7 protein-coding genes are annotated in these 12,893 nt (G+C 72.5%); 1 reads left to right on the forward strand and 6 read right to left on the reverse strand.

The window, feature by feature from the left end:
* Positions 1-1,365: lantibiotic dehydratase (locus tag VF542_RS09295; RefSeq protein ID WP_408651421.1), on the reverse strand; the 1,365-nt coding region annotated here is incomplete at its 3' end.
* A gap of 124 nt (positions 1,366-1,489) precedes the next feature.
* Here VF542_RS09295 and VF542_RS09300 point away from each other — a divergent pair.
* Positions 1,490-2,299: a SpcZ gene (locus VF542_RS09300; protein ID WP_408651422.1), complete on the forward strand. Its 810-nt coding sequence runs from the start codon at positions 1,490-1,492 to the stop codon at positions 2,297-2,299.
* A gap of 90 nt (positions 2,300-2,389) precedes the next feature.
* Here VF542_RS09300 and VF542_RS09305 read toward each other — a convergent pair whose 3' ends face one another.
* The 5 genes from VF542_RS09305 to VF542_RS09325 all read right to left on the reverse strand — a co-directional run.
* Positions 2,390-3,265: a TauD/TfdA dioxygenase family protein gene (locus VF542_RS09305; RefSeq protein ID WP_408651423.1), complete on the reverse strand. Its 876-nt coding sequence runs from the start codon at positions 3,263-3,265 to the stop codon at positions 2,390-2,392.
* 53 nt (positions 3,266-3,318) lie between these two features.
* Complete coding sequence (locus tag VF542_RS09310) at positions 3,319-4,014, reverse strand: hypothetical protein (RefSeq protein ID WP_408651424.1); 696 nt, start codon at positions 4,012-4,014, stop codon at positions 3,319-3,321.
* Positions 3,977-5,017, reverse strand: a complete 1,041-nt coding sequence (locus VF542_RS09315) for a GSCFA domain-containing protein (RefSeq protein WP_408651425.1) — start codon at positions 5,015-5,017, stop codon at positions 3,977-3,979. The genes VF542_RS09310 and VF542_RS09315 overlap by 38 nt, the downstream gene beginning before the upstream one ends.
* On the reverse strand, positions 5,014-5,817 hold the full coding sequence (locus VF542_RS09320; RefSeq protein WP_408651426.1) for a thioesterase II family protein: 804 nt from the start codon (positions 5,815-5,817) through the stop codon (positions 5,014-5,016). The genes VF542_RS09315 and VF542_RS09320 overlap by 4 nt, the downstream gene beginning before the upstream one ends.
* Before the next feature lie 19 nt (positions 5,818-5,836).
* Positions 5,837-12,893 (reverse strand): SDR family NAD(P)-dependent oxidoreductase (locus VF542_RS09325; protein ID WP_408651427.1); only part of this gene is annotated, 7,057 nt, incomplete at its 5' end.

Here is a 12,893-nt window from a genome sequence, read left to right on the forward strand (position 1 = left end):
GCTGACCTGCTGCGGACCCCTTTCCGGAGCGGGCCCCAGCACCTCACGCCACCGGCGTTGGAACTCGCGCAGGATCAGCTGGATCGGTTCCGGCGGCGTGCGGCCGACGCTGAACAAGGCCGGCGCGACCAGGTTCAGCAACGTGGCCAGTGGCAGCTCGTTCTCGCCGGTCCGTTCCTGTTCGGCTTGGTATAGCTGGGAAAACACGGCCCGGTAGCGGAGTGCGATCTGCTGCAGCAACCAGCGCGCACTGCCCAGCACGATCGCCAGCGGCTCGCCGAGGGCGTCCAGCACGGCCGAGCCGATCTCGATCCGCACATCGCGGACGGTGTCCTGATAGACCAGGGTTCGCCCGGCGTAGCTGCTGCCCGATCGACGGGTGCCGGCCTGCCCGGTGTGCCGGACGAACAGCTCGCGCAGTGCCTCGATCGTCGCCAGTACGTCCTCGGCACTGCCCGAGGCGGCGTCGACCGCATCCCGGGCGGCGACCAGTTCGGCCAAGGGTGCCAAAGCTGATTCGCGGACCCGTTGATCGTCGATCAGGCCGAGCTGATCAGCCAGGGCGCGCTCGGGCCAGGCGTCGATGGGCCCGCTCGGCGCCAGCGTGAGCAGGCCCAGCCGATCGAGTTCGGTGAGCTGTGGAAGCGCATCCTCCTCGCCAGCTGCCTCGCTCAGCAGGTCCCGGACGGTCCGGCTGCCGTCGGCGAACGCGAACAGCCGCGCCTGCAGCGGCGACAGCTCGCGGACGGCTCCGCTCGGATAGCGGACCGTGCGGTCCTCCAGGACCAGGGCGGTGTCCCGGCGTGGTCGCAACCACTCCAGGACGCCGGGCAGCTCGGCGATCGCTTCGCCCAGCTCGTCGATGCCCCAGCTTTCGAAGTAGGTGGTGCGACGGCTCAGCAACTCAGCGCCCGGGCGGACCGCGAGCGTGGCCTCCCGGCGATCGGCCCGGGCCCAGCCGACCGGGCCGAAGAAGCCGATGGTCTCGTTCTTCAGGGCGTAGCGCTGCAGGTAGCTGACAATTGTCTGCTCGTGGTTGCGTCCTCGGGCGTTGCGCGGCTCGCCGCCGAGCACCTTGTCCAGGCAGGTGGGGATCAGCGCCGGGTTCTGCCAGGCGATCGCCTCGCGGAACCGCGGGTCGCCGGCTGTCGCCCGCACCGCCTCGGACAATCGCTGAACCGCGGCGGCATGGGCCTGCTGGTACCGGTCCTCGGTCGCATCGTCGCAGGCGTCGGCAGCGGCGGCCAGCTCGGCATCGACCAGCGAGAGCACCAGTCGCGCCGGGAAGCCGGCGCCGCGCACCGCGACATCGGGCCAGATGCTCCATGACGAATCGCCGAGCTGAATGCGGTCGGGCGGGGTCACCGGGCATGCGGGAGGTAGAACCAGTCAGCCACGCTGGCAAACCTACCGCCCGGCGGGTGCCGCCGTGGGTGACCTCGCCCTACCGCGGCCTACCTCGGCCGTGGCAGCGATTACGCTTTCGCGAGTGATCGATCCACCGGCCGGGCCCGCGACGTTCGAGCAGTTCCTCGACTCGGGGCAGGTGCCGGTGTGGCTGGCGCAGGTGCTCAGCACGCTGTATGAGGAGCAGGATCCGGGCACCGCGGCTGAGTGGGGCCGGCGCATCGTCGAGCAGGCACCGGGTACCGGCCAGCTGCCGTTCGCTGTGGTGCACGACTGGCAGGCCCACACCGTCGTGCCGCTGATGGGAGCGGCAGAGCAGTCCGACCCGGCTGAGTTGTCAGACCGGGCCGCCGGGTTGCGGCGGATGCACGCCCGGGCGGCGGCGGGCGAGCGGTTCGGCGAAGCGGAGTGGCGGTCGGCGATCGAGCCGGTGCTGCGCGAGCTGTACCGCAACGCCTACGGCTACGCCGAGGCCTACGCCACCGCGCACGCCAGCGCCAGTGCCTACGCCAGCGCCAACAACTTCAGCCCCGACGGCGCGGTCAGGTTCGCCGACTCCTACGCAGCGGACAGCACCGCTGCCAACCGGGACTCCTTCGCCGAGTCCAACGCGGTCGCCAACGCCGCGATGCTGGCGGCGGCCTATGCAACGGGCGACGCCGACGCCTATGCCGAGGCGTACCCGTTCGCCCTGGTGCATGCCTGCGCACAGGCCTCGGCCAACCGGGCAGGGCCGGCCGCCGACCATGCCGAGGACCAGGCAGAGAACCGGGCCGAGGACACGGACCGGGCCGAGGACACGACCTCGGACATGGACCGGGTGGCACGCCGCCGAGCCGCCTATGCCCGGCTCGCCGACGGGTTGGCCGACAGCCTCGCCCGGCTGGGCTGACCCGCCGGCCAGCTTGGCCCGAACTGACTCAGCCGCCCGGCCTGGCCGAGTTGACCCATCCAGCCCGAAGCAGGCGGGCAGACCCGGGGCTCAGGCGGTGGGGCGGGTTCCGTTGATGGACACCCGCTGGCCGTAGCGGGCATGCGGGTAGTAGTCCCAGATCGCGTGGTGCTGGGTGCACCGGTTGTCCCAGAACACCAGGGTGTTGGGCTCCCAGCGCACCCGGCAGCTCAGGAACGGCTTGGTCGGGACCAGGCCGAACAGCAGGTCCAGCAGCGCCCTGCTCTCCTCGGCGGACAGCTGCACGATGTGGGTGGTGAACCCGGGATTGACGAACAGCAACTTGCGGCCGGTGTCGGGATGGCGCACCACCACCGGGTGCTCGCTCTTGGGGACGACGTAGTCCGCCGGCGGCTGGTATCCCTGCCACGGAACCAGCCCGTCGTGTATCGCGGTCAGTCCGTCGAGGAAGCCGCGCATGGCTGGTGACAGCATCTCGTAGGCCAGGTGCATGTTGGCGAACATGGTGTCACCGCCACTGCCGATGGCCGGTGGCTCGGTGAGGTAGAGCATCGAGCCCAGTGACGGTTCGGCGTCGGCGGTGCCGTCGGTGTGCCAGTCATTGCCGTCGACGAAGGTGGAGTTCTGATCGGCCCTGATGTCCAGGACCTCCGGGTCGCGGTCATCGTCCTCGGAGCGTTGCGCCCGGCGCAGCTCGCCGAAGTACCGGGCGAACCGCTTGTGGTCCTCAGGACTCAGCTGCTGATCGCGGAACACCAGCACGTGATGGGTAAGGAAAGCATGCCTGATCTCGGCCAGCTGCTCCTCGGACAGCTTCTGGGACAGGTCGATTCCCGACACCTCGGCACCGATCACCGGCGTCAGCGAGCGGACCGAGATCTGCCCGTAGTTCTCCGGTGGACGGGTGGTCAACCGCTCCGCGGCCGCGAGGGTGAATTGGTCCATGGCTCAACAGTCCCTTCGGTGGATCGTCAGTCGAGGGTGGTGCGGGTAGCGGGTCACAGCCCACGCTCCAGCAGATCGGCGAGGATCAGCCGGCCGAAGGCCAGGTTGCCGTGAATGGGGTCATCGGCCTCGCACAGCTCCGGCCGCTGGAAACCGCTGGCGTCGGTCACCCGGGCGCGCAGGTCGACCAGCTCCACGCCGAGCGCGGCGAGGGTACGCACCATGGTGGCCTGCGCCGCCAGGAAGACCCGCGGATCCGACATCGCCGGTACCCGTTGCGGAGGCAGCACCGCGAGCACCCGCAGCCCGAGGCCGCGGGCATGGCGGTAGAAGGCCAGCGCATCCCGGGCCATCACCAGGACGATCTCGTCGAACAGCCGGCTGGTCAGGAACCCCGGCGCGAACTCGCCGTCGGCCAACCGGTAGAACTGCCAGTTCTCGGTGGTGGCGAAGGTGTGGACGTTGAAGCCGAAGGTCGACACCAGCGGCACGCCGAGCTCGGCGATCGCGGCCACCCCCAGCTCGTCGAGGAAGCCGCGGTAGTAGCTGTGCGCCTCGGGCTTGCGGAACACCAGGTCATCCTCGCTGAGCTCCAGGAACCCGGCATTGAAGTCCCGGCCCGAGCCGATCGGCCCGCCGGCAAAGGGAATTCGGGCCGCCTTCGCCGCCCGTCCGATCGGGCCGGCGTGGGAATCGCCGAGCAGCAGGAACCTAGCGGGCGTTGTAGTAGTCGAGCACTGCGTCGTCACAGAGCTGGTCCCCTCCCTTCTCGGGTCGGGACTCGCCGTCCGGGCGCTCGGCCGGTCGCCGGCTCAGCGCCGCGGTGAACCGGCGCATCACGAACTCGACCCCCTCCGGGGTGACCTCACGCAGGTTCGGCTCGAAGAACGCTCCCCGGAACGGGACGCCGGTGATGAGTTCGAAGGCGGGGAAGTAGTCGATGTGCTCGTGCTCGAGCGCCAGCTGGCCGGCCACCGCCCGGAGCACCGACTTGGAATAGGTGTTGGCGGTCAGGGCATGGGTGGCGGTGGCGGTGGCGGTGAGCGGCACCGGTGACACGGTGAGCAGGATCCGCAGCTCCGGGTTGACCCCCCGGGCCAGCTCGACCGCGGCAATAATGTCCTGCTGAACCTGGGTGAAACTGTGGTTCCGGAACTCGTGCCGCTCCGGGTCGAAGGTGCCGCGCACGGTGCCGGGGCACATCGGGTAGACCACACCCGTGCCGCGCTCGTGCCAGGCCTCGGTCAGCCCGAGGGTGAACACCAGGCAGCCGGCCTCGGCAATGGCGTCCCGGATCGCGGCCAGGGTCACCTCCCGCGCCGCCAGCATCGCCTCGGCCGAGTCGTGGCCGGCCGGCTCCACGGACGGGCGGAACGGGTCGAAGTGACGGCCGTCCTCGACCCAGCTCTCGGTGCCGGGGGTGGCGGTGCCGGTGGCCCAGCCGAGCCACTGCCGCAGCATCGCCGCGGTGTAGATGTTGCCGGTGCGGAAGGAGAACACCCCGTACTGGCGCGCTGAACGCTCGGCCGCGGTCAGCCCCGGCGGCGCCGGCTCGGCATCGCGCCAGTTCATTCCCAGCTCCAGCAGGGTCCGCCCGATGTGGCGGGCGAAGCAGGACCCGGCGGTCAGGATGGGGTCGTCCTGGCCGAGCGCGAACTTCGGCGTCCACAGGTCGTCGACGGCCAGCATCTCGGGCTCGGCCACCGCCGTGCGCCAGAACGAGCGGGCCGGCAGGGACTGGTAGGGATTCATGACGGCCCCGGCCCGGTGGCCGACCAGCCGTGCCCGGTCGTCGACGGGGCTGCCTGCGCCGCGGTGTCGGCGAGCAGGGCCGCGATGCTCTGCTGGTGGGCGTAGAGGAAGAAGTGGTCACCGGGGTAGCAGCGCCGCTGCACCGGCTGGCTGGTCTCCCAGGCCCAGCCGTCGGCCCGGCCGCTCTCGACGTAGGGATCCGCATCGCCGAGCAGCAGGTGGATCGGCAGGTCCAGCGGCGGCTCGGCCCGGTAGGTGTAACGCTCGTTGAGGGCGAAGTCGGCGCGCAGGCCGGGCAGCACCAGCTCCATCATCTCCCGGTCCGCCAGCATCTCCGGCGCGGTGCCGTTGTACTCGCGCAGCGCCTCGATCAGTTCGGCGTCGCCGAGGTCGTGCAACCGGCGGCGGACCGAGCGGGTGCGCGGGCCCTCGGCGCCGGACACCCACAGGCTCGCCGGGCCCGGCCGGCCGGCCCGGCGCAACTGGCGGGTCACCTCGAATGCCAGCAGCGCCCCGAGGCTGTGGCCGAAGAAGGCGAACGGCCGGTCGGCCAGACCCGCGACCGCCCGGGTCAGCCGGGCAACCAACTCATCCATCTCGGCCACCGGCGGGTCGAACAGCCGGACACCGCGCCCGGGCAGCTGGGCGACCCGCAGTTCCACTCGGGGGCCGAGCAGGTCCTGCCAGGGCAGGAAGGTGCTGGCATTGCCGCCGGCGAACGGAAAGAGGAACAGCCGCACCGCGCCGGCCGGGTTGGTGCCGCGGGTGAACCAGACGTTGTCGACGCCGGCGGTGTCCACGTGGTGTTCCTCCTTCTGCCTAGCAGTTCTCATACACCGGCAGCGAGGCAGCGTCGATGGCCTCGGCGATCGCCTGGACCGCCGGCGCCCGGACGATGCCGTCGTGGGTGGTGTCGACGCTGTGACAGCCGACCAGTCCGGGCAGCAGCGCCTGCCAGAGCTGCTGCCGCTCGGCCACCGGGTCGGGCTGCGGCAGGCCTTGCACCGGACGGCTGGCCAGCCACAGCTCGACCGGCGTCTCGGCCAGTGGCGGCAACTGGAAGTGCGCCATGCTGGCCAGGTTCGCGCGGCCACAGCGCGCCAGCCGCTCGGCATAGGCGGCCGCCTCGGTACCGGCCGCTAGTTCTGCGCCGGTCGCCGAACCGGGCTGCGCGCCCTGTTCCAGTTCCAGGGCGAACGCCGTCCGCAGCTGCTGCTCGTCATAGGCCTGCAACGCCGTTCCGCTGCCCGGTGGCGGCGGGTCGAGCAGGTAGAGCCCGGCCGCCGGCTGCCCGGCGGCCTCGCTCTCGGCGGCCATCGCCAGCGCCACCCAGGCACCGAAGGACCAGCCGGCCAGCCGCCAGCGCCACTCGGCTCGGGGGAAACGCGCCTGCAGTGCCTGGTGGTAGCGCCGGGCCCGCTCGGCCACTGACCACCCTGCCAGCTCCGGCCGGTACAGCGCGGGGTCGGCGATCAGGCACACGGTGAGCCGCGGGTCCAGCGCCGATACCAGCGACCGGTACGCCTGGATGTCACCGCCGACCGGGTGGATCAGGCAGAGCAGGTCACCGCCGGTGCCGTCCTGCCAGACGTCCAGCCTTACCGGCTCGGTCGGGTGCGCGGTGCCGACGTGCGCGGTGCCGCCGTTCGCGGTGCCGACGTGCGTGGTGCCGCCGGCTGGTGGTGCGCCGCTGGCTGGTGTGCCGGTGGTCGGGTGGGTACCGGCGGTCGCGCCGTTCGCCGAGTTGCCGCTCGCCGGGTAGGTTCCCGCGGTCGTGCCGGTGGTCGCCTCGTACTCGGCCAGCACCTCGGCAAGGCTCGCCCGGTGGCTCAGCCGGGCCAGTTCGATGTCGACGCCGAAACGCTGCCGCACCTCACCGATCAGGTCCAGCAGGACGAGGGAATCCGCGCCCAGGTCATACAGCGAGGCGGCCGGGTCGAGCCGGTCCACGCCCAGCCAGCGGCACAGGCAGTCCGCCAGTTGCTCGGCCACCGAACTGGTGGACGTCACCGCGGCCGGTGCCATCGCCCCGGCCGGAGCACCCGGCGCCGCGGCAGGCTCCCGGTCCGGAGCCGGGCCGGACGGCGGTGCGTAGAAGCTGCCGGCCCGGTCCAGGGCAGTGGTGCTGACCAGCACCTGCGGCAGCTGCAACGCCAGTGCCCGGCCGAACACCCGCTGCCCCTCGGCCACCCCCAGTCCGACGGCGAGGTGGGCTTGGTGCCGGGCGTCGGTGCGCAGCGCCTGCTGTGCCGCCTGCGCCATCCCGACCTCGCTCCAGATGTCCCAGTCGATGCCCAGCCGCACGGTGCTCTCGGCCGCGCCGCCCCGATACCAGGCGAAACCGTCCAGCAGGCCGTTGGCCGCGGCATAGTCCAGCTGGCCGATGCCGCCGAACAGTGCCGACATCGAGGAGCAGTAGGCGGCGAATGCCGGCTGGAAGCGCTGGATCAGCCGCTCCACCAGCAGGCACCCGTGCAGCTTGGCGGCCATCGCCTGCCGCATCGCGGCAGCGTCCCGGCGGGCGATCAGCGCACCGGCAGCCACCCCGGCGGCGTGCACCACCCCGTCCAGCCGGGCCAGCCGCTGCTCCAGCCGGGCGAACACGGCAGCGGGCTCCTCGGCCAGGTCTGCCTCGACCAGCTCGACCCGGTCGGCCCACCCCGCCAACTCGGCCGGCAGCGATGCCCGACGCGACAGCAGGATCACCCGGCAGGCGGCCTGGGCCAGCAGCCAGGCCGCGATGCTGGCGCCGATACCACCGGTGCCACCGAGCACCAGGTAGACCCCGCCGTCGGTCAGCAACCCGGCTGCCGGCTCGCCGGCGTGCTGCTGTGCCGTGACCGGCAAGATCGCCGGCTGCCACCAGTAGCCCTGCCGGAGCGCCAGCCGGCGCGGTAGATCGATCCCAGCACCGTTCTGGTCACCGGCGCGGGCGCCGTTCTGGTCCGCGGCCGCCAGCAGCGCGGCCACCGGCGCCGACCAGTCGCCGAGGTCCGGGCCGGGCAGGTCCAGCCAGTGCCCGGCTACCCCTGCTTCCTGCGGGGCCACCTCGCAGGCACCGGCCAGCAGCCCCAGTTCCGGCCGCGGCACGCTGCCCTCGACCGGCTGGCCCTGATACGACAGCCACCACGGCCGCAGCGCGGTAGCCGCCGGAAGGCCGTCCATCGCCTGCAGCAGCGCGGCGGGGGTGTCGAGGCAGGCCCAGCCGGCGCGGCCGAGCGCGTCCGCACCCACCGGGCCCTCGACCGCCAGCGGCAGTGCGTGCAGCCAGTCGATCCCGTCCTGACCGGGGAGATCCAGTTCCTTCAGCAGCTCGACCAGCGATGCCGGATCAGCCGGGTCGACCTGGTAGGCGTTCTCGGCCAGCGTGCCGAAGGCCTGCCCGGCGCTGACCCGGACCACCTGCGAGTAGACCGCGTCGAAGGGCCGCAACGCCTCCGCCGTCACCGGTTCGGCCGTCAGCACGACCAGCAGCCGGGACGTCCGTGCGGTGCTGGCCGCGGCGGCACGGCGCCAGCGCACCCACTGCGGCTGGTGCAACCAGGACTGCTCGGGCAACCGTTCGACGGCCGCAGGGGGACTGGCCTCCGGGGCAGTGGCTTCCGGGGCACTGGCCAGCGAGGGACTGGCCGCCGGAAGGACGGGGGCGGTCACCGGGGCGGCCCGCTCGAAGTCGAAGTCGGCCAGTTCGAAGGCCGGCGGCGGGAAATCCCACGGTGGCTGCGCCGGGCCGGCCGGCCACCGGATCGGGACGCCGCGCAACCAACCGGCGGCCAGCACCTCGATCCGCTCGGCCTCGATCCGCTCGGCCTCGACCCGCTCGGCCTCGATCAGCTCAGCGTCGGCAGGCTGGCTGCCGGCTGGCCCGCCGTCGGTCGCGAAGCTGTCGGCCGTGAGCGTGTCACCGGCCTCGTCGGGAGTCACCAGCACGCAGTCCGCCGAGCGGAGCCAGGCGATGGCGCGGTCCGCGTCCGGGCAGTACGCCGCCATCCGCCAGCGGCTCGCCGGCCGGCCGGCTTGCAGGTGCCGCAGGACCTGGCCGTAGCTGCCGGGATGCTCGGCGAGGTAGCCGGCGATCCGGTCGGCGTCGGCGCGCAGGGCCGCGGCACTGCTGCTGGACAGCACCAGCAGCGGCACCGGGCTGCCGGTCACCGGCTCGGACGCCGTGGCCGGCACCCGGCCTGAGGCCCTAGGCAGAACCGGCGCGTCAGGCGCGTCAGGTGCGCCGGACTCGAGCAGCAGGTGGCTGTTGGTGCCACCGATGCCGAAGCTGCTGACCGCGGCCACCCGTGGCCGGTCCGCCGGCCAGGGCAGTGCCTGGGTGGGGATGTAGAACGGCGCCGGATCGGTGCCGTCAAGGCCCAGCTCCGGGTTGAGCCGGTGGAAGTCGACATTCGGCGGGATCACGCCGTGGTGCACCGCCAGGGTGGCGCGGACCAGCCCGACCACGCCGGCCGCCGCGCCGAGGTGCCCGATCTGGCTCTTCACCGAGGCCAGCGCGCAGTGCCCGGATTCCGGCAGCTCGTAGGCCTGCCGCAACGCGCCGACCTCGACCGGGTCACCGAGCCGGGTGCCGGTGCCGTGCGCCTCGACATAACCCAGCTCGGCGCTGGTGCGCCCGCTGCGCCGCAACGCCGCCTGGATCACCTCACGCTGGCCCGCCAGCGCCGGCGCCCCGTAGCTGAGCTTCGCGGACCCGTCGTTGTTGACCGCCGAACCGGTGATCACCGAGTACACGGTGTCGCCGTCGCGCTGGGCCAGCCGCAGCGGCTTGAGCACCACCACGCCGACCCCGCTGCCGCCGATGGTGCCGCTGGCGTCGTCGCTGAACGGCCGGCAATGGCCGTCGACGGAGAAGATGTGCTGCGGCCGGTACCGGTAGCCCCGGCTCAGCGACGGGTCCACCAGCACGCCGCCGACCAGCATCACCTCGCTGTCGCCCTGGCGCAGCATGCCGGCGGCGATGTGCACGCCCACCAGCGAGCTGGAGCACGCGGACTGCACGGTGAGGGCGGGCCCGGTCAGGCCGAGGTGGTAGGCGACCTTGGTGGCCAGGAAGTCCTTCTCGTGGTGCAACGCCAGCTGGAAGCTGTCGGGCAGCAGCGCCGGATCGCCTTCACGCAGCATCGACTGGAAGTAGGTGTTCTCGCCGCAACTGGCCACCAGCCCGACCCGCTGCCGGTCCGGTTCGGCGAGGCCGGCATGCGCCAGCGCCTCGACGCAGCTCATCAGCAGGTGGCGCTGCTGCGGATCCATCAGCCGGGCCTCCTGCCGGCTGAGGCCGAAATGGCCGGGATCGAAGGCCAGCAGGCCGGCCAGCTGGCTGCGCGCGCCGACCAAGCCGTCCGCGGCGTCGAAGTGCTCGATGCCGCGCCGCCCGGTGCGGACCAGGTCCCAGAAGCCGGCCAGGTCGCCGGCTCCGGGCAGCCGTACCGCCATGCCGATCACCGCGATCGGCTCGTTCACCGATCCCGCCGGCGCCGGCTCCACCACCGACTCCGCCGGCTTCGCCATCCCGGGGCCGGCCGCCGCGGTGGCGGCCTGCTGCCCGGCCGGTTCGCCGTCGACGAACCGGGCCAGCCGCCGGATGGTGACGTGCTCGAAGAGGTCGGCGATGCTCAGCGACAGCCCCAGTTCGGCGGTGCAGCGCAGCTGGAAGCGCATCAGGCCCAGGCTGGAGGCGCCGGCGTCGAAGAACCGCTGATCGAGCTCGATCGGAGCGCCGACGACGGCCTGGAACAGCGCGGCAAGCTGCGCCTCGCGCCCGGACAGGCCTGGCCCACCGGCGGCCCGGGAGCGCAGCTCCTCACCGGGGACGCTCAGCATCCGGGCCCGGTCCAGCTTGCCGCTCGGGGTCCGGGGCAGCGCCGGCAGCCGCCGGAACCGGTTGATCCGCACGTACGCGGGCAGCAGCGGTGCCAGGTGCTCGGTCAGCTCGGCCACCGAGGGCGACTCGCCGCGGCACTGCAGGCAGGCCACCAGCTGATCGCCGTCGCGCACCACCACCGCACCGGCCACCGCCGGGTGCCGCAGCAGCGCGGCCTCCACCTCGCCGAGTTCCAGCCGGTGGCCGCTGACCTTGATCTGGTGGTCCTCGCGGCCCAGGAAGTGCAGCTGGCCCTGCCGGTCGAAACGGGCCTGGTCACCGGTGCGGAAGAAGTACCCGAGCCCGGGCAGCTCGACGAAGCGCGCCCGGTTGAGCTCCGGATCGTCCAGGTAGCAGGGCGCGACCAGCGGGCCGCCGATCAGCAGCTGGCCGGGACAGTCCGGCGGCACCACCTCGCCGGACTCGTCGACGACCCGCAGCCAGGTGTTGGCAACCGGCTCGCCAATGGCCGGTCGGACCGGCCAGCATGCCGGGTCGCCGTCCAGGCACCGGCTGCTGACCACGTGGGTCTCGGTCGGGCCGTAGTGGTTGAACAGCCGGGCGCCGGGCATCCCGGAGAACCAGGACCGGATGGCCGGGGTGCACAGCAGCTGCTCGCCGGCGGTCACCACCTCGCGCAGCCGGCTGGGGTAGCGGCCCAGCAGCACCGCGTGCTCGGCCAGCAGCTGCAGCGTGACGTAGGGCATGAAGATCCGCTCGATGCCGGCGGACTCCAGCTGGTCCAGCAGGGCGGGGGCGTCCTGGCGCCAGCCGGGGTCGATCAGGTGCAGGCAGCCGCCGCCGCACAGTGCCGTGAAGATCTCCTGGAACGACACGTCGAAGGACAGCATCGAGAACTGCTGGGTGACCGCACCGGCCGCCAGGCCGCCGGCGTCCTGCTGCCACTGCAGCAGGTTGCACAGCACCGCGTCCGGCACCTGGACGCCCTTGGGGATGCCGGTGGAGCCGGAGGTGAACAGGGTGTAGAGCGGCCGTGGCCCGGCATCCGGAGGCGGTACCGGACCGGTGGGGGTGCGCAGCCGCACCGGGTGCCGCGGCACCCGGCCGGTGTCGATGGTGGCGGCGCAGTCCGGCGGCAGCAGCACGCACAGCGGGTCGATCTGGCTCAGGATGTGGCGCAACCGCTCCGGCGGGTATTCCGGATCCAGCGGCACGATGGTCAGGTTCAGCCTGGCCAGTGCCAGCAGCGCCACGACATGCTCGAGCGACGCCTCCAGGTGCAGGGCGACGCAGCAGGGCTGGTCAGCAGCCGGCAGCGGGTAGTTCGCCCGCAACTCCGCGGCCAGCGCGCCGGCGTAGGCGTCCAGCTCGGCGTAGCTGAGAGTCCGGTCGCCGGCCCGCACTGCCGGTGCCTGCGGCGTCAGCCGGACCTGGCGGTCGAAGCCCTCGGCCACCGTGGCATAAGTCAGTGGCACCGTCCGGCCGCGGCCCGGTTCGCCGAGACTGTCGCGGTAGCCGGCCACCAGCTCGGCAAGCGTCGCCCTCCGGCCCTCGGCCAGCCAGTCCAGCGCCTGCTCGAACAGGGCCGCCAGTGCCTCGGCCCCGGTCTCGTCGAAGTAGTTCTCGGCGTACTCCCACAGGCAGTCCAGCCCGCCGCCGTGCTCGAGCACCGTCAGGGTGAGCGCGCACTTGGCCTGGGCGGCGGCCAGCCACTCCGGCCGGCTGTGGCACCCGGGCAGCGCCAAGCTGGCGTAGTCGGTGTTCTCCAGCACGAACAGGAAGTCGAACAGCGGCCCGTCGGTGGAGAACCGGTGGTCAGCGAGCACGTCGGCCAGCGCCACGTCCTGCCGGTCCAGGACCTGCTCGACGGCGCGGGCGTGCTGGTGCAGCTGCCCGCGCAGCTCCTCGGCCGGCGCCAGCCGCACCGGCAGCAGCACGGTGTTGGCGAACATCCCGACGCTGGCGGCAAATTCCTGCACCGGCCGGTTGGCGACCGGGCTCGCGATCAGCGGACGGTCCCGGCCGGTCACGCCGTACAGGCTCCAGGCG

This window comes from Jatrophihabitans sp., from assembly GCF_036389215.1.
Classification (GTDB): Bacteria; Actinomycetota; Actinomycetes; order Mycobacteriales; family Jatrophihabitantaceae; genus Jatrophihabitans_A.

Bases quoted from the DNA above. Each gene is read 5' to 3' on its own strand.
- VF542_RS09305 (WP_408651423.1), bottom strand. From the start codon at position 3,265: ATGGACCAATTCACCCTCGCGGCCGCGGAGCGGTTGACCACCCGTCCA.
- VF542_RS09315 (WP_408651425.1), bottom strand. From the start codon at position 5,017: ATGAATCCCTACCAGTCCCTGCCGGCCCGCTCGTTCTGGCGCACGGCG.